Annotated in this window: 16 protein-coding genes and 1 pseudogene; all 17 read left to right on the top strand. The window is 27.0% G+C overall.

Translation table 11 applies throughout. The features are described from left to right. Positions 1-153: 153 nt before the first annotated feature. The 17 genes and pseudogenes from J7M87_RS16520 (at position 154) to J7M87_RS16440 (ending at position 19736) form a co-directional block, all read left to right on the top strand. A complete protein-coding gene (locus J7M87_RS16520) occupies positions 154-615 on the top strand; it encodes a hypothetical protein (RefSeq protein WP_291652677.1) in 462 nt (153 codons plus the stop codon). Next, on the top strand, positions 566-1291 hold the full coding sequence (locus tag J7M87_RS16515; protein ID WP_291652675.1) for a hypothetical protein: 726 nt from the start codon (positions 566-568) through the stop codon (positions 1289-1291). Before J7M87_RS16520 ends, J7M87_RS16515 begins: the two co-directional genes overlap by 50 nt. 38 nt (positions 1292-1329) lie before the next feature. After that, a complete protein-coding gene (locus J7M87_RS16510) occupies positions 1330-2205 on the top strand; it encodes an accessory Sec system protein Asp2 (protein ID WP_291652674.1) in 876 nt (291 codons plus the stop codon). Between the two features lie 404 nt (positions 2206-2609). Further along, positions 2610-2783, top strand: a complete 174-nt coding sequence (locus J7M87_RS16505; RefSeq protein ID WP_271833924.1) for a hypothetical protein — start codon at positions 2610-2612, stop codon at positions 2781-2783. Positions 2784-3047: 264 nt separating this feature from the next. Then, positions 3048-3764 (top strand): hypothetical protein, encoded by a 717-nt coding sequence (locus J7M87_RS16500; protein ID WP_291652670.1) that lies wholly within the window; start codon positions 3048-3050, stop codon positions 3762-3764. A gap of 480 nt (positions 3765-4244) precedes the next feature. Continuing rightward, complete coding sequence (locus tag J7M87_RS16495) at positions 4245-6497, top strand: metallophosphoesterase (RefSeq protein WP_291652668.1); 2253 nt, start codon at positions 4245-4247, stop codon at positions 6495-6497. A 335-nt stretch (positions 6498-6832) separates the two neighbouring features. Beyond that, positions 6833-8026 carry a YibE/F family protein gene (locus J7M87_RS16490; protein ID WP_365846006.1) on the top strand — a complete coding sequence of 398 codons (1194 nt, stop codon included), beginning with the start codon at positions 6833-6835 and terminating at the stop codon, positions 8024-8026. A gap of 26 nt (positions 8027-8052) precedes the next feature. Then, complete coding sequence (gene srtB / locus J7M87_RS16485; protein WP_291652666.1) at positions 8053-8796, top strand: class B sortase; 744 nt, start codon at positions 8053-8055, stop codon at positions 8794-8796. Then, entirely contained in the window at positions 8786-9202 is a 417-nt protein-coding gene (locus J7M87_RS16480; RefSeq protein ID WP_291652663.1) for a CAT RNA binding domain-containing protein, read from the top strand. The genes srtB and J7M87_RS16480 overlap by 11 nt, the downstream gene beginning before the upstream one ends. Then, positions 9180-9320, top strand: a pseudogene (locus J7M87_RS16475) (family 1 glycosylhydrolase); the annotation flags it as partial. The gene J7M87_RS16480 and the pseudogene J7M87_RS16475, both read left to right, overlap by 23 nt. Before the next feature lie 202 nt (positions 9321-9522). Beyond that, entirely contained in the window at positions 9523-11382 is a 1860-nt protein-coding gene (locus tag J7M87_RS16470; RefSeq protein ID WP_291652661.1) for a beta-glucoside-specific PTS transporter subunit IIABC, read from the top strand. An 89-nt stretch (positions 11383-11471) separates the two neighbouring features. After that, positions 11472-12884 (top strand): glycoside hydrolase family 1 protein, encoded by a 1413-nt coding sequence (locus J7M87_RS16465; protein WP_291652659.1) that lies wholly within the window; start codon positions 11472-11474, stop codon positions 12882-12884. Between the two features lie 85 nt (positions 12885-12969). Further along, positions 12970-13803: a BglG family transcription antiterminator LicT gene (gene licT / locus J7M87_RS16460; RefSeq protein ID WP_291652657.1), complete on the top strand. Its 834-nt coding sequence runs from the start codon at positions 12970-12972 to the stop codon at positions 13801-13803. A gap of 384 nt (positions 13804-14187) precedes the next feature. Next, entirely contained in the window at positions 14188-15339 is a 1152-nt protein-coding gene (gene nifS, locus J7M87_RS16455) for a cysteine desulfurase NifS (protein ID WP_291652655.1), read from the top strand. 108 nt (positions 15340-15447) lie between these two features. Further along, the gene (locus tag J7M87_RS16450) at positions 15448-16518 is read left to right on the top strand and encodes an XdhC/CoxI family protein (protein WP_291652654.1); all 1071 of its coding nucleotides are present in this window, start codon (positions 15448-15450) and stop codon (positions 16516-16518) included. Between the two features lie 650 nt (positions 16519-17168). Further along, on the top strand, positions 17169-17999 hold the full coding sequence (locus tag J7M87_RS16445) for a PRD domain-containing protein (protein WP_291652652.1): 831 nt from the start codon (positions 17169-17171) through the stop codon (positions 17997-17999). Positions 18000-18155: 156 nt separating this feature from the next. After that, positions 18156-19736: a PTS transporter subunit EIIC gene (locus tag J7M87_RS16440; protein ID WP_291652650.1), complete on the top strand. Its 1581-nt coding sequence runs from the start codon at positions 18156-18158 to the stop codon at positions 19734-19736. Positions 19737-19748: the final 12 nt, after the last annotated feature.

Here is a 19748-nt window from a genome sequence, read left to right as displayed (position 1 = left end):
AATAGTGGAAATATGTCCTAATAAGCTATAATATAGTAGTATTATTAGGACATATTTTTGATTTTTTATTTGTAAGAATAATTTATAGTTATGTATGAGCAAAAAATATGAAATTAACCGGATATAAATATATATTAATGGAGGATTAGTTTTGTGTATAATAGAAAAATAGAAATAGATTTTAATGAATTAAATAATTTAAGTTTAGATAAAAATGAAGAATTTTTTCTAGTTGTAAATAGAAATGGAGTAAAATTTGAATTTTTAATAAAAAGAAGAATATATTCAAATAATTTACTTATATTTGGCTCTGGAGCGTATGATATAAACAAATTGAATCCACCTATATTTCATAGATATTCATGGAAGAATGAGTTTGATGAGAATATTATTTATTATAATGATCCAACATTGTATTTGACTGATATAACTTTAGGATGGGGATATGGAACTAAAGAAAAACATTATTTAGAGATAATACATAAAATATTAGAACAGTTAATTAATATAATGTCTATAGAGAAAAAAAAACACTATAATTTATGGAAGTTCTGGTGGAGGGTTTATGGCTATTATGTTAGCAACTTTTTTAAAAGGAAGTATTGCTTTAGTTAATAATCCTCAAGTGGATATAAGTAGATATTATGTAAGTCAAATTAAAAAATTATTTATGAAAATTTATCCTAATGAAAATATTGAAGTTATTTTTGAACTTAATAAAGAACGAATTAGTGTAATTGATATGTTTAAGAGAGAAGAGTATATACCTAGGATAGTTTATTATCAAAATATAGCTTGCAATTTTGACATGAAAAATCAATTTTATCCATTTATCAATTCTTTAAAGGATTTGGAGGAAAGGATTTTTTATACAGAGATAGATATAAAACTATATTATAATAAGGCTGAGGATCATAATCCATTATCAAAAAATAAGACTATAAATATAATAAAAAATCAGATAAAAGTTAATAATGAATTTCAAAATATTATTGAAATAAGAGATGAGAATTGGATAGAGTTCTCAAGAAGAAATGGGTATAGCTTATTTAGATATGAGAAAAAAATACATAAGAATTTAATAGGTAATAATTACAAAATATTTTGTAATAAAAATAGAATCAATGTTTTACCAGTAGAAAAAATAGATAAGTCTGGATTTGGAGATTTATATGTTAATAATAAATTTTATGTAGCACTAGAACATAAAGATATTAGTGAAAACAGTGAGTTTACTAAAAAAGATATTGAAAATTATTTTAAAAATAATATTTTTACTATTAATTATTAAAAGTAAAATAGGTAATTATTAGAGAAAAGAGGAGTTTTATGATAGGAGAGCAAATATATTATAATAGAGATAAAGAAATTAAGTATCTATTAAAGAAAAAAGAAAGTGATTTTTTAGTTGTTATGTTCTCAGGATATTCAGTTCATCCAACAATTAAAGCACCGTATAATTATACTTTATCATTACAAGAAACTAATATAAATCAGCTATATATATCAGATTCATATGGATATGATGGAAGAGGATGCTGGTATCTTGGAGAAAATGGTGATTCTTCTATAGAAGATTCAGTAATTAAATTAATAAATCATGTAACAAATATATTAAATATAAATAAAAGTAATGTTATACTTGGAGGAACATCTAAAGGTGGTTTTGCTGCTTTGTATTTTGGAATAAAATATAAATTTAATAATATAATTGCAGGTGCTCCTCAAATATTTTTAGAGAAATACTTAAATAAATTAAATAATAAAGAAATATTAAAATGTATAAAAGGAGAGAAAAGTAATTTAAAGTCATATGACGAAAAAATTATAGAATTAAATTTAGAGGATTTTAGTAATATTTATTTATTATGCGGTAGAAAAGATTATCATTTAACTGAGCATATAATTCCATTTGTAGAAAAGAATAATTTCAAATCGAATATAAATTTGGAAATTTTTTATGGAGATCATGGGACAATCGGTGATATATTCAAAACTGAATTACCATTAATTATAAATGATATTATATTAGGGAAACATGTTCATTCAAAAATAAATTTACCTTGTAATATAAAAATTAATGATGAATTTAATGTTAAGAATTACATAGATATATTAAATAAAGATTTGGTAGATATTAAATTATTAAAAAATAAATTAATTACATATAGTAATGTAATTAATTTAACATGTAAATATGCATGATATTTATTTTGTGATGGAGAAGTTGTAGAAAAAATATTTTATAAAAATAATCCTTATTTTGAGTTTAATATAGATAAGATAGGTGATTATGAATTAATGTGGTTTATTAAGGATAAAGAAGAAAGAATAATATCATTTAAATTTAAAATAGGTTTTAAATTAGAAAAGGTATAAAATTTTATAATTTGTTTAAATAATATATTCGAAAATAAGAAAATTAATTCCCAGTAAAGAGGTTATTTTGATTTACTGGGATATTTTAATGGTAATTATTAAATTAAAAAATACTTATTTTTATATTAGATTACTTTGGAATGAATTCAATATCCTTATAATATTTATCAGAATAATCATAATTACTTCTCACCGAAGCTTCTAATTAGTAGGAAACAGAAGTAGAAGATTTGTATAAAAAAGTATTTGAAGAAGAAAAATCTTTAACTAAACTCCAATTACCGTTAGAACAAACATATAAAGCATATTCAACATTACTACCTAAATTACAAGTATATTTATTAGCATTTAAATTAAGAGATATAATACTTTCTAAAGATATATCCTTATTAGTAAAACGATAACCTATATTACTACCATTAGAATTAGATAACTTAACTCTTATAGTATTTCCCACTTAAACTTAAAGCAGGTGTATTAGCACTTGTTGTATTTAATTTAATAGTCCATTCTTTTAGAATTATAGTAGCTTTACTTAAACTTACACCTGTTTTATTTCCTTTCAGTGAAATAGCAAAAAAAGCTTGTCTATTTTTGATTTAGTAATACTATCAAAAAACATTAAATTATAAATGAATTATATAACTTAGGCTAGGAGATGAATGTAATTGTCAAATAAAAAATTATTATTAACATTAGGTGCAGGATATATTTGTACACATGTATCAAATGTGAAGAGAACAAAAATTAATGAGGATTTAAAGTGTTATAATAATGAAAATGAAGATTTATCTATATTTATATTAAATAATAATACTTATGAAAATTTATTGATGTTAAATTTCAATAAAGAAAAAAATAAAGTTAAAATAGCTAATTTTTATATGAATAAGAAGGAATTGAGTGAATTTTATAATAAAAATGGTGAGATAGAAACTATAAAGTTACTTAATTTAGAGAATAGTTTATCTATAAATAATTATATTAAATTTGATTATAGGATAATAAAAGAGTATGTAGATAAAATAAATGGATTAAATTTAAGGATAACAGCAAGAGAAGCAAGATTGTTAAAATTAGAAATGAATGAAAGCAATACATATATATTTAATGGTGAAAAAATTATTGAATATTTAACACTTGACTATGTGGGAGCAGATAAATCAAAAAGATTAAAAAGGGTTTTAAAAATATTACTAGATAATGTATTTGAGCTTTCAAAGAAAGATTTTATAAATACTATATCTGAAATAATGACTAATATTGAAACTAGTTTATCAATTAAAGATTTAGTTTCTTTGGGAGTCTATTCGTTAAAGCTAAATTCAAGTGATATAGAAGAGTATAGTTTCGATATGAGAGAGAAACTTTTAGTAGTTCAATAAAAATGTCCATAAAATTATTAAAAGCCTTTTCATAATTGCATATATAGTAAATGAGGAGGTCATTAGTATGACAAATTCAGTATTATTAGCAAATAATTTGGAGTTTAACTATCAAGTTAGTGTTGATTCTAATTAAAAAAACATATTCAATAAACAAAGCTTTAAGAAGGTACTTATAGATGCAACTGATGATAAATTAATAGAGTTATCAGATGAAGTTGAAAAGATTATGGATTACGCAGATATTATTTTAGATAATATGTGGGAGGATATTCATATAAAAGCTCCTAGTAGAATACTATAAATTTTCTACTATGGGCTTTTTATAATTTGTAAGTAAAATATATGTTAAGTATTTTAGATTAATTTAACAGGGGTAAAGGCGTGGTAAAGCTTAAGTTAAAAAGTGTTAAAAACTACCAAAATTTAAATTTATTAATATATAATCCACTTGTAAGAACATTGAGGGGGGATTTATAAATGATAAAAAGAACTAAGAGAGTAATGGCATCTATAATGATAGCTGTTATGATGGCATCTACAAGTGATATTGTATTTGCAGCTGAAAATGATGGTTGGACTGAAGCATCTCAAACAGAGGAAGCAAAAAATGGAGCTTGGGAAGCTTGGTGTGAAAAATGGGAAACTATTAAAAATGACTGGACACAATTATCCATATCACCAGGAAAAAATGAAAGTGAGCTTAATTTTGCTTGGTATTCGAAGGCGGGGGAAACATCTCCAAAAGTTAAAATAAGTAAGAGTAAGGAGATGAGCAATGCTATTGAATTTGAAGGAACACAAAGTAATGCAGTTCCTGGGTATTTATCTAATAAGGTTACTGTAACTGGACTTGAAAATAGTACTAAATATTTTTATAGCTATGGTACAAATGGAAATTGGAGTGAGGCAGTAGAAATTAATACTCAAAATACGAATAAATTTAATTTTATATTAGTTGGAGATCCTCAAATTGGTTCATCATTAAATAATACAGCTACTGGTGAAAGTAATGCTATGGGACAAGATAAATCTGCAAGAAATGATAGCTTTAACTGGAACAATACTTTAAATAAGGCATTATCTTTAGTTCCTAATGCAAGTTTTATGATTTCAGCAGGAGATCAAGTTTCTATTAGAAATAAAAAAGCTACTACAGAGGAAGCTTTAGCTTATACTGAAAATGAAATTGAATATGTAGGATATTTAAGTCCTGATGCATTAAAGTCTTTACCAACAGCAACTACTCTTGGAAATCATGATGCTGTAAGTGGAAATTATTCTTATCATTTTAATAACCCAAATGCAAGTGAATTAGGAAAAACAGTAGGTGGGGGTAACTACTACTACACATATGGAAATACACTATTTATTAATTTGAATACAAATAATAGAAATATAGCAGAGCATAAGCAATTTATAGAAGAGGCAGTTAGTAATTCTAAGGATTCAACATGGAGAGTTGTTACAATTCACCATGATATTTATGGATCTGGAGAACACTCAAATGAGCCAGAAATAGTTGAACTTAGATATGCCTTAGTTCCTATATTTGAAGAAAATAATATAGATCTTGTTTTAACTGGACATGATCACACTTATTCAAGATCTAAAATATTAAAGGGTGGAGTACTGGATGAAGAAAAGCTAATAAGTGATGATGAATATGAAGGCTTTTTTGAACAAGAATTTGAAAGTGGATATACTAACTTAGTTACAGATAAGACTTATTTAGATTACTTAAAGAGTATTGAAGATGAAAATGCTGTAGTTACTGATCTTAACATTGAATCTGGAAAAGTAGTTGATCCTGAGGGAATACTTTATATAACAGCAAACTCTGCATCTGGTAGTAAGTATTATGATAATGTTCCAAGACAACAAGCTTATATAGCTAATAGATGGCAAGAAGATGTACCAACTTTCTCTAATATAAGCGTTGATGAAGTTAGTTTATCTATAAGCACTTATAGAACAGATAATATGGAAAAAATAGATGAAACATATACTATAGTCAAATCTCTTGATAAGACAAACTTAGTAGATTTAATAAAGAGAGCAGAAGAAAAAGTTAAAGTGGATTACACATCATCAACATGGACTGTTTTTGAAGGAGCACTTACTAATGCAAAGGCTATTTCAAATCAAGCTGATGCAACATCAGAAATAATTACTAAGGCTTATACAGATTTAAATACATCTATGAATTCACTTGTATTACAAGGAAATAAAAATCAATTAAATACTATTATTGAAGAAGCTACAAAACTTGCTGATAAAGCAGTTGTAGGAAGTGAGAATGGAAATTATAAAGCAGAAGATAAAGAAGCACTTTTAGCTGCTATAAATGAAGCAAAGGTAATATTTGCTTCAGATGATGTAAGCCAAACAGTTGTAGATGAAGAAGCTGTTAAATTAAAAGAAGCAATTAAAACTTTTGAATCTAAAGTTATAGTATTAGATAGCAATAATGGAACTTCAGGTAATGGGACTGGAAGCACTGGAAATAATAATGGAAACGGTAGTGCAAGCGATAATGGAGGTAACTCTGGAAATGGTACAAGTGGTGGTACAAGCAGCAATAGCACAAATTCAACAGGCAAAGGAAATACTTCTGTAAATACAGGAGACTCATCTATCTTATATGTTTACGGAATATTAGCAGCATCAATGCTAGGATTGGTGGCATTAAAGTTCAAGAAAAACAAAGATGACAAAGCAGAAGCGAATTAGTTAAAAGAAGAATAGTTAAAAGTGAAAAGCTGAGTAGTGAATAGTTAAAAGTGAAGAGGGAAAGAGTTATGGGAAAAAATCCTTAATGGATTTTTAGATAGAAAGACTTTGAACTTATATTTTAAGTTCTGCATAGTAAATTAAGTTTTGCATAGTAAAATATCCATAACGTTTCACTCTTAACTCTTCATTAATTGTTTATTGTCAATTATAAATTGTTCATTAGAAAGTGAATTAACTTTAGAGTTTCGGAGAAGTTCAACTGCAATTATCAATTGTCAAATATCAATTATAAGTTGTCAATTATCTATTGTCTATTGTCTCAGGAGGGTATTATGTTAACAGGTAAATTTAAAGGTATCACTAATATTAAATCTAGTAATTATATCAAAGGCAATAAGAGAATGAGAAATCATATCATTGTAGGGTTTATTATGATTTTATTTTTCCTATTCTTATACTTTTTTAATCAAATAGATAAGGTAGAGTTAATTAATCGAGATGGTACAAGTTATGAAAAGGCTATAGTTATAGAAATTTTAGAAGATAATATACAAGAAGATGGTTCTAGAATAGGATATCAAAAAGTTAAGGTTAAATTGATAAGTGGAAGCTTAAAAGGGGAGATATACGAAGCTACTAGTTTTGCTGGGAATCTTTATGGAGCTGATTGTACAGTTGGTATGAAGGTAATAGTTGGAATAAGTGAATATGATAATAATGCAACTTTATCGGTATATAGTTATCAAAGATCTAATGTGATTTATATATTTGTAGGATTGTTCTTGCTTATGCTTTGGATAATTGGAGGAAGAAAGGGCTTTAAATCGGCACTTGGCTTAATATTTACATTTATCTGTATTATATATTTATTTTTACCTATGTTATACAAGGGATACTCTCCATTTTTTTCAGCAGTAGTTGTAATAATATTAGTAAGTATAGTTTCTTTATATCTGATTGATGGGATAAGTAAAAAGTCAATTTCAGCTATGATAGGAACAATAATAGGCGTAATTATATCAGGAATATTTGCAGCAGGATTTGGATATTTTTCTAAAATTTCAGGGTATAATGTTTCTGAAATAGAAGAATTAGTTTTTATAGCTAATAATACAAAATTACAGGTTGGAGGCATATTATTTGCAGGAATTCTTATTGCATCTTTGGGGGCAGTTATGGATGTTAGTATGTCTATAGCATCTACAATTAATGAAATACATCTTCATAATCCAGAAATATCTAGGGGGGAACTTTTTAAATCAGGAATAAATGTTGGAAGAGATATGATGGGTACAATGTCTAACACTTTAATTCTTGCATTTACAGGTGGATCAATAAATACACTTATTATGAACTATGCCTATAATTTAAAATACAATCAATTAATTAATATGTATCAAGTTGGGATAGAAATAATGCAAGGAATTTCAGGAAGCTTGGCAATTATATTAGCAGTACCATTAGTATCTTTTATTTCAGCTTATTTATTAAAAGTTGATTTTACTAATAGATATAAAGGCAATTAATAGATTTGAAAGAAGAAGAGATGATATTGAAAAATAATAATGTAAGAAAATTAATTAGAATAGTTTTATATTGTATCATTTTGATTTGTCTAATAAGTATTGGATTTAAAAAATACAATTATTATAAGGATAATAAAGTTTATGATAATATTAGAGATATTAAAAATGAAGCTGAAGACAATAATCAATTAGATAGTGATGAAGAATATAAAGATGAAAAATTTAAAAAAATGTATCAAGATATGAAAAACATAAATTCAGATTATAGATTTTGGATTACTATTGATGATACAGTAATAGATTATCCTGTTGTTCAAGGGGAGGACAATGATTTTTATTTAAATAATAATTTTTATAAGGAAAATAGCATTTCAGGAACGATATTTTTAGATTATAAAAATGATGAATTAAAAGATAAAAATCTAATTTTATATGGTCACAATATGAGAGACGGAAGTATGTTTGCAGCCATAAATAAATTTAAAGAAAAAGAGTTTTTTGATAATGGAAAAATTAAAATAATTAATGAAAATGGCGAAGAAATCTATGAAGTATTTTCTATGTTTGTAGAAGGTGCAAATAATCTTAATTTAAAAAATAATTTTAATAGCTCAGAAGAGTATAATGAGTATATTAAAAATATTAAAGATAATTCATCTTATCAAAAAGAAATAAAAAGTGATTTTTCTAAAATAATTACATTATATACATGTAGTTATGAGTTTGAAGATGCAAGAACCATTGTATGTGCTACATTAGTTGATAACTAACAAAAAGAGTAGTTATAAATTTAGATTAAATGTAAATGAAAGAAATCAAGAGAAAATCCTTTTAGGAGCAGGAATTGGATTTCAAAAGAAAAAGGGTGAAAAAGTAGATAAAAGTAAGAGGGAGAAGGAATTTCTTGCTATTGGAATGAACTTTATAAATGATAAAGCTGGATGGCTTATACCTGTAATTATGGGTACATTTACTCCATTATTTATCATGACTGGTATGTATTATTACTTTGCACCTATCCAACAAATTCAATATGCAACTTTAGGATACGGTACAATTTTAGGATCTGGTATGTTATCATCAATTATAGCTCAAAAAACTGAAAGATTAGTAGTTGGATTAAAGACTAAGAATAAATCATTAAAGCAATTAAGTTTATCAAGCAACTCATCATGAATTAGTTGCAAGTACGTTAGCAGTAAAGCTCGCTCATGAGATTATGCCAGATGCAAAGGTAGGATGTATGGTTCTTGGAGTAGTAAATTATCCAATGACTCCTCATCCAGATGATATGATTTTTTTAAATTACTATTGAAAAAATAATCGAAATATGTTAATATTAATTTGAGAAAACAATTACATAAAGTAGCTTTATTTTTATTAAGGCATGTTACTGATAATGCAGGCAAGACCAAGATAAAAATGATTTCTTTTGATATAGAAGTCATTTTATTTTGGTCTTTTTTATATTTAATTTTTATTATGGAGGGAGAAAAATGGATTATAAAAAAGTTGGTTTAGATGTTTTAGAGTTAGTCGGTGGGAAAGAGAATGTAAGTAAGTTAACCCATTGTGCAACTAGATTAAGATTTGAGTTAAACGATATGTCTAAAGTACAAGTAAATAAAATTGATAATTTATCTGGAGTAATTTCTGTAGTAAATAAAGGTGGACAATTCCAAGTAGTTATTGGAAATGAGGTTCAAACTGCATACAGAGCTATACTAAACAAATTAGGAAGTAATAGTGTTAGTAGTAATAATAAAAATAATAAAGAAAAACAAGGTATAGTTTCTAATTTTATAAGCATTATTTCAACTACTTTCACACCTATGATTCCAGCAATTACTGGAGCAGGTATGATAAAAGCTTTATTATCTATACTAGCTCTTACAGGTGTATTAACAAGTGATAGCCATACTTATATATTATTAGATACAATAGCTGATGCAGCATTCTTCTTTATGCCAGTTCTATTAGCTTATGGAGCAGCACTTAAATTTGAATGTAACCCAATATTAGCTATAACAATAGCAGGAGTTTTATTACATCCTAATTTAAAAAATCTTATAAATTTAGGGCAAGATATTAGCTTTATTGGATTACCAGTTAGATTAACTGATTATTCAGGATCAGTATTACCAATTATTATAACTGTATGGATAATGTCTTATATTGAAAAATTCGCAGAAAGAGTATCACCATCAATAATTAAATTTTTTACAAAACCATTACTGATATTACTTATAACTGCTCCATTGGCTTTAGTAGTAATAGGACCATTTGGAACATATTTAAATGATTTAGTAGCTTTAGGTGCAGATATGATTAATTCAAGAGCAAGTTGGCTAATTCCTTTCTTAATGGGAGGTTTACAACCTTTCTTAGTAGTTACAGGTACTGCTTGGGCAATGACACCAATTGCAACTATGCAATTAACTAATACTGGATCAGAAATGATAAATGGACCAGGAATGTTAGCTTCTAATATAGCTCAAGGAGCAGCAACATTATGCGTTGCAGTAAAAAGTAAAAATAAATCATTAAAGCAATTAGCTTCATCTTCTGGATTTACAGCAGTATTAGGTATCACAGAGCCATCTTTATATGGTGTAACATTAAAGCTTAAAAAACCTTTAATTGCAGCAATGATTGGTGGAGGAATTGCAGGTATATATGCAGGGGCAGTAGGATTAGTACGTTATGCATTTGTATCACCAGGGTTAGCAGCATTACCAGCATTTATAGGTGCAAATCCAATGAATATAGTTCATGCTATAGTAACATGTCTAATTGCTTTTATAGCAACATTTGCATTAACTTGGATTATCGGATTTGATGATCCAGTTGAAGAAGGAAATGAGAGTAACGTAAATTCAATTGAAGCAAATGATGTTAATGAAATAATATTAAAAAGTCCTTTAAATGGGAAATTAATACCTTTATCAGAAGTAAATGATGATGTTTTTTCAGCTGAAATACTAGGAAAAGGAATAGCTATAATACCAGAAAACAACGTAGTTGTTTCACCAATAGAAGGAACTGTAGAAGCAGTTTTAGAATCAAAACATGCAGTAGCAATAAAGAGTAATTCAGGTGTAGAAATATTAATTCATGTTGGTATTGATACTGTAAATTTAGAAGGTAAGCATTATAATACTTTTGTTAATGTTGGGGATAAAGTTAATATTGGAGATAAGCTATTAGAATTTGATAAGGAAGAAATAATAAAAGCAGGATACGAAGTAGTAACTCCAGTATTAGTTTGTAATTCAGCAGATTATAAAGAAATAAAAAGCTTAGGTGTTGGAAATATAGTTAAATCAAAAGAAGATATATTACAAGTAATTAAATAATATAAAAGTGTTAATATAATTTTTAAGATATGTTAGTATAAATTTAGATTAATACTAACATATTTATTGTTAAAAAGAGGTGTAAGTTTATGATATATATAAATATAAAAGGTTTTCCAAATGAATTTTTATGGGGAGCGTCTACATCAGCTTATCAAGTAGAGGGAGCTTGGAATGAGGATGGTAAGGGATTATCTGTAATAGACATGCTAGATCATCCAGAAGATACTTCAAATTTTAAAGTAGCTAGTGATCATTATCATAGATATAAGGAAGATGTTAAATTATTTGCAGAGATGGGATTAAAGGCATATAGATTTTCTATTGCTTGGACAAGAATTATACCAAATGGTACTGGGGAAATTAATAAAAAAGGAATTGAGTTTTATAATAATTTGATTGATGAACTTATAAGTTATAATATAGAACCTATTGTAACAATGTATCATTTTGATTTGCCATATGAACTAGAGAAAAAAGGTGGCTGGAATAACAGAGAAACTATAGATGCATTTGTAGATTATGCAAAAGTATTATTTGATAATTTTGGACACAAAATAAAATACTGGCTAACTATAAATGAGCAAAATACAATGATATTACATCCAGGTGCCATAGGAGTACCTAAGGGTGGAAGCTTACCAAGTAAAAAAGAATTATATCAGCAAAATCATAATATGTTATTAGCGCAAGCTAAGGTTATGAGTTTATGTCATAAAGTATGTCCAAATGGTAAAATAGGACCAGCGTTAAATATTACATCTATGTATGGAGAAACATGTAATCCAAATGATGCAATTGCAGCTCATAACTGGGAAACATTAAGATGTTGGAGCTTTTTAGATTTAGCTGTTTTTGGAAGATATAATAAGTTGTTTTGGAGATATCTAGAGGATAGAGAATTAGAACCAATAATATCAGAAGGCGATATGAAAGTACTGGAAGAAGGGAAGCCAGACTTTATTGCGATGAATTATTATTCTACAGCAACCATTGCTCAAAGTAAAGGAGACTCTTCAGATGTTTCAGCAAGAGCTGGAGATCAACAAATAATGCTAGGAGAGCAAGGGGTATATAGAGCAGCAGAAAACCCATATGTTAGTAAATCTAAGTATGGATGGGTAGTAGATCCAGTAGGATTAAGAATGACATTAAGAAAGGTTTCAGAAAAATATAATTTACCTATATTAATAACTGAAAATGGATATGGAGATAAAGATATATTAGAAAAAAATGATATAATAAATGATGATGATAGAATAGATTTCATAGAAAGACATTTAGAGCAATTAAAATTAGCAATATGTGATGGTGTTGATGTATTAGGTTATTGTCCATGGTCTGCTATAGATGTTGTAAGTACGCATCAAGGCTATGGGAAGAGATATGGATTTATTTATGTAAATAGAGATGAATTTGACCTAATGGACTTAAGAAGAATAAAAAAGAAAAGTTTTTATTGGTATAAAGACATAATTAAAACTAATGGAGATAATATTTAATAATAAATATAGTAAAGTATAAAAGTTTAGTTTGTCCAAGTATATTTTGAATCATTATTTGTTGCTAAGAATGAGGATGAAGAGTATGAAAATAATAAAGGTCATGAATAATAGTCTTGTTTTTGTAAATGATGAAGAAAATAATGAAATAATAGCTATGGGTAAAGGAATTGGATTTATGAAAAAAGTTGGAGATGACATAGATCCAAATAAAATAGAAAAGATATTTACATTAAAAGATGAAAGCACTAAGAAAAACTATTTTAGGGTTATGGAAGATATGCCAAGTGAGTATATAGATGTTACTAATATGATAATTGAACATGCTACAAATATATTAAAATGCGAATTAAATGATAATATTTTTATTTCATTAATTGACCATATATCTTTTGCAATAGAGAGACACAATAAAGGAGTAGTTCTACAAAATAGGCTATTGTGGGAAGTAAAAAAGTTTTATCCAGAAGAATTTAAGGTTGGACTATATGCTGTAGAAAAAATTAATAGTATGTTAAGTATCAATCTTCCAGAAGAAGAAGCTTGCAATATAGCTTTTCATATTGTAAATGCACAAAATGAAGATGCAAAAATGGAAAATACAATTTTAATGGTTAAAATGATGAAAGACATAATTAATATCATTAAGTATGATTTAAAAATTAAGTTAGATAAAGATTCATTAAATTATTCAAGATTTATTACACATTTACAGTATTTTTTACAAAGGGTAATGGAAGATAAAATAACAGATAGTAAAAATAGTTTTATTTTAGAGCAAATTGAAATGCAATATCCAGATAAAGTAAAATGTGCTAGGCTAATAAAAAACTATGTTCAGAAGGTTATAAATAAACAAATTAGTGAAGATGAAATTTTATATTTATCTATGCATATAATAAGAGTTTCGAATGATTAAACATAAAATTTTTAAGGCAGAAATAGTATTAAATAAAAATAGAAAATAATTAAAAAATCCTCAGAGGAAAATCCTGCTGAGGATTTTCTAAATTTTTATGAATTATAATAGAGAATTAGAATTAATATGAATGCCTATTAATTGTTATTTTAAAAACTAAAATATAGATTTTATATATGTATTTCGAAATTATTTCAATTAATGGAGGAATACAGTAAATAATATTAATTTGAATTAGATACAATATATGTTAAAATAAATATAAAGAAAATTCATAAAATAAATAATAATCAAAATTAAAAAGTAATAAAAAAGAGGATTTTAAAGATAAAATTATTGTAGTATTTGTAATAAAAAGGGCTTAGCAAAATGGGGGTGAATTTTTTGGAAGAAGATATAACGGATAAGAAGATGATATATTTAGATCATGCAGCAACAACATCCATTAATGAAGAGGTTCTTAAAGAAATGATGCCATATTTAACTAATCAGTATGGAAATCCATCATCCCTTTATAGTTTTGGAAGGAAAAGTAAAAGAGCAATAGAAAAAGCAAGAGAGCAAGTTGCAGCTTCTATAAATGCTAAAAAGAGTGAAATTTACTTTACAAGTGGAGGCACAGAAGCTGATAACTTTGCAATTAAGGGGATTGCTGGGTATTATAAAAAGAAAGGGAAACACATAATTACTTCGTCTATAGAGCATCATGCAGTCAGCAAAAGTTGTAAACGATTAGAGAAAGAAGGCTTTGAAATAAGCTATCTTCCAGTTGATAAGGATGGGAAAATATTAATTGAAGATTTAAAAAAAGTTATAAGAAAAGATACCATTTTAATAAGTATAATGATGGCAAACAATGAAATAGGTACAATAGAGCCAATTGCAGAAATAGGGAAGATAGCTAGAGAAAAGGGAATAATATTTCATACAGATGCAATACAAGCTGTTGGATGTATTCCTATAGATGTTGAAGATTTACAAGTTGATTTATTATCAATATCAGCACATAAGTTTTATGGTCCTAAGGGTGTAGGAGCTTTATATATCAAAAAGGGAACTGGAATTGAGTCTCTTATGGATGGTGGAGAGCAAGAAAAAGGAAAGCGTGGAAGCACAGAAAATGTTGCATCTATTGTTGGGATGGGAAAGGCTATTGAATTAGCAAATAAAAACTTAAATGAATATCAAAAGAAGTTACGCTTCTTGAGAGATGAAGCTATAATGCAGATTTTAAAAAGCATACCAAATACAAAATTGAATGGACATGCTGTAGATAGATTACCAGGAAACGCAAACATCCTTTTTGAAGGAATGGAGGCGGAAACAATGATACTAAAGTTAGATAAAATGGGATTTGCAGTATCAAGTGGAGCAGCCTGTTCTTCAGGATTAACAGAGCCTTCACATGTACTTAAAGCAATAGGCTTATCTCATGAAAAGGCACAATGTTCACTTAGATTTACATTTGGAGAAGAAAATAATATAAAAGACGTAAAAAAATTAGTTGAAGCGCTAAAGAAAATTTATTTTAATTAAAAACTTATAAATTATTTACAATAAAATGCTGAGAGATATTTTAGTGAAAATCACTTTTTACTCTTTAACTCTTTCACTATTTTGCTCAGCAAAATACAGGGGGATTATATGAGAAATACTTATGGAGAACTTATTAATGAATTGAAGGACAACCATAGCATGGTAATGATGACAAGGCTTTCATCTAAAAGGGGAAAGAAAATAGAAAAAATATTATTAGATTTAAATAAAGAGGACTTATTAGATATTGATGAAGATATGAAAAATGTAATAAATAAAGCAATAGATAAAAAGACTCCAGAACTTATCATACATAATGATGAAGAGCAAATTTTAATAGAGCCGTTTTTTCCAGAAGCAAGATTAATTATCTTTGGAGGTGGAAATATTTCAGAGCATCTTGTGGATTTAGGAGCTAAAATTGGATTTAAGGTAACAGTTGTAGATGATAGATTATCCTATGCAAATAAAGAAAGGTTTCCATTAGCAACAGAAGTAATTTGTGAAAGCTTTGAAAATGTTTTTGAACAAATAAATGTAAATCAAAATGATTATGTAGCAATTGTTACAAGAGGACACAAATATGATAAAGAATGTCTTAGAGCAGTTTTAAATATAAAACCAGAATATCTAGGAATGATAGGATCTAAGAGAAGAGTTCAAGGAATTAAAGATCAATTTAAAGAAGAAGGATATAGTGCAGAGCTATTAGATAAAATATGTTCTCCAATAGGATTTAGAATTGGGGGAATTACACCATTAGAAATTGCAATATCTATTATTTCTCAGATTATTGCACAAAAAAGGCTAGGTATATCAGATATGATAGCTTGTGCAAATGCTAAAAAAAGAACAAATTATTCTGATATGGATATTAAAGTATTAGAAAACCTTGCAAAAGAAGATGAAGAAAGAAGAGCAATTGTTACAGTAACATCAACAAAGGGGTCTACACCAAGAGGGGCAGGAGCTAAAATGATTATTTGGCAAAATGGGAAAACACTTGGAAGCATAGGCGGAGGATGTAGTGAAGGAGAGGTAATTCTTGCAGCAAGGGATTTAATAGAGGAAGAAGAAAAAGGAAGCTTTATGACAATGCAAGTTGATATGACAGGAGATGTAGCAGAAGATGAAGGAATGGTTTGTGGTGGGATAATGAATGTACTTATAGAAGTATAATAAATCATTTCTCATAATTTATTTGATAAATAATAAAGGTATGTATTATTTCGAAAGTTACGAAAGACAAGTAGTTTTTATTTTGACTATACTAAAAGTTTTATTTGTTTTATTTTGTTTTAAAAAATAGGGTAGAGGTTCATAAAGTGCTTCCAGAATATTACTGGAGATAGACTTTTAGAACGATATAATGAAATCTATGGTAGATATTGTGTCGAAAGAAAACTATAAGAAAGTAGCTAAAATTGAATTTTTTGTCAAATGGATAGTGGAATTTTAGAGTTTAGATATTATTTTATTATTATTGGGTTTACTAATTTAAAAAAATTAAAAAAATTTTAAAAAATATGAATGTAAACATTGACAACTTGAACAAAGGTAGTTATAATTGAGATATAAGATATGGATTGTTACTGGTAAAGCAGGCAAGACCTAACATTAAACTAATTTAAAGTTTGATATTAGGTCTTTTTTTATACTTTTGAGAGTTTATAAGGGCAACTTGTCTCATATTTTAGAGTTATAAGAGCTATTCATATATGTAGACTTATTGTAGGCTTACCACCATATTATGAGCAGCTATAAGTAAAAATCTATTATAATTTAAATTGAAAGTATATTTTTATTTATAGGTTAGATAGGGGATATTTATGAAAATCATCAAATTATTTAATAATAATATTGTTGCGACTGTTACAGAGGATAATAGAGAAGTTTTAGTTCAAGGAGCTGGTATTGGCTTTAAGAAAAAAATTGGTGATTTAATAGATGAAGATAAAATAGAGAAAAAATATTTTATTGAAGCAGATGATAAAAGTATTTTTAACGAAATTCTTGATAAAATCCCAATAGAGTATTTCCAGATATCAGAGGAAATAATAGAAATTGCAAGTTCCGAGCTAGAAGTAAAACTTAGTAGTCAGCTTATATTAGCTTTAACAGATCACATTTTTTGTGCAGTGGAAAGATTTAAGGAAGATGTAATTTTACCAAATCTTATGAGTAGTGAAATTAGAATTTTATATTCTGAAGAATATAAAATTGGTTTAAGGGCACTTGATGTTATAGAAAAGTATATAGGCGAAAGATTACCTGTAGATGAGGCAAGCTATATAGCAATACATATTGTAAATGCATGCTTAGATCTTGGTACTTCTAGCACTAGAAAGATTTTAGTTTTATGTTCTGGTGTTTCAAGAATATTAAAAGAAATTTATAACATTGATTTAACTGAAGATAGATTTGATTATTCCAGACTTACTACTCATTTGAAGTTTTTAGCACAAAGAATAATTACTAATTCTATGCAAAATATAGATGGAGTAGATGATTTATATGATTTACTTAAAAAGAAGGACTCTAAACTAGAAATATGCGTAGATAAGGTAGGAGAATATATAAAGAAAACCTTTGATTATGAAATTTTAAAACAAGAAAAGGTTTATCTAATGGTACATTTATTAAAGGTTATAAGAGATTAGGATTGTTACTGGTAATGCAGGCTAGACCTAGATTATATTTAAAGATTTTTTCTTAAGTATAATCTAGGTCTATATTTTTTTACCTTTATAGAATTGTATATAATTATAAATTAATATATATAAATTTAAAGATATAAATTGAAAGGAAGAAATATTATGAAAGAAAAATTTTTAGCATCGGCAGAAAGATTTGCAAAAGCTATGGTTCAGCCACTTATGTATCTTTCTGTTGCAGGTATGATTTTAATTTTAGGTGTTCTTTTAACTAATTCAACAGTTGTTAATTATCTACCATTTTTAAGTTGGACACCGTTTAAACTAGTGGGTAACTTAATTTATGAAGGGATAATGTTACTAGTTAATAATTTAGGATTACTTTTCTGTATAGGTATTGCAGCAGCTTTAGCTAAAAAAGAGAAGCATCAAGCATCGATTATAGCTTTAATGTCTTACTTAATGTTCTTAAAATCAAATAACATAACATTAAAAACTTTTGAGATGTTAAAAACTCCAAATGAAATGCTAGGCTTAATAGGAACAGGTCAAGCTTCTGTTTTGGGTATTCAAGTATCTGATATGGGTGTTTTTAGTGGGATAATTATTGGATGTTTAGTAGGTTATGTATTTAATAAATCATGTGATTCAAACTTTAAAGGTTACTGGGCAATGTATTCTGGAACTCGTTTTTCCTTTATTTTAATGATTTTAGTAAGCTTATCTTTAGGTGTTTTAGTAACATTTGCATGGCCAATAGTAGCTGAAGGAATAAAGGCTTTAACTGTAGTTATAAAAAACAGTGGAAGTTTTGGATTATTTATATATGGTTTCTTAGAAAGATTACTTATACCAACAGGATTACATCACTTAGTTTATGTTCCATTCCAATTTACTGATATTGGTGGTGTAATGCAAGTTGGGGAGCAAACTTTAGCAGGAGCTTATGCTATAACAATAGCTGAATTTGGTAACCCAGCAGTAACAAAGTTCTCTGATTCAATTTACTATATGGCAACTGGATTTACTAAAACTTTTGGTTATATAGGTATAGCATTAGCATTTTACAAGACTGCATTTAAAGAAAATAAGCAAAAAGTTAAGGCGATGCTAATGCCATTAGCAATAACAGCTTGCCTTTCTGGTGTAACAGAACCTTTTGATTTCTTATTTATATTTGCAGCACCAGTATTATATGTAATTCACTCAGCTATAGCAGGTTTATTTATAGTATTACTTAAAATATTCAATGTAACTGCAATGTTAGGTGGAGGAATTATAACTATAACTTTAAATAATCTTATTGCAGGAGTCCAAAAGACTAACTGGCCAATTATGTTTGTATTAGGATTAGTACAAATAGCTGTTTACTTTGTATTATTCTCATTCTTAATTAAAAAGTTTAAATTTAAGACTCCAGGAAGAGAAGATGTTAATGTAGAAGAAGCTTCAAAAGAAAATGGAGTTAAATCTAAAACTATTAAAGCGGGGGAAAGAATTGGGGTTGCAGAAGTTTTATCAATAATAAATGGACTAGGTGGTAAAGAAAATATAGTTAGTGTTACAAATTGCTTCACTAGATTAAGAGTAGATGTAAAAGATATTTCTTTATTGAATGAAGCTGAAATAAATAAATGTAAAAATAGTGGAATAGTTAAAAGAGGAAATAATGTTCAAATTATATTTGGAATAGAAGTACCTGAGGTACGTAAAGAAGTTGAAGATGTGTTATTAACACTTTAATTTATATATTAA

This window comes from Clostridium sp. (assembly GCF_017888565.1).
GTDB lineage: Bacteria > Bacillota > Clostridia > Clostridiales > Clostridiaceae > Clostridium.
The sequence above is the reverse complement of the archived record's forward strand: the minus strand, read 5'-3'. Positions and strand labels throughout refer to the sequence as shown.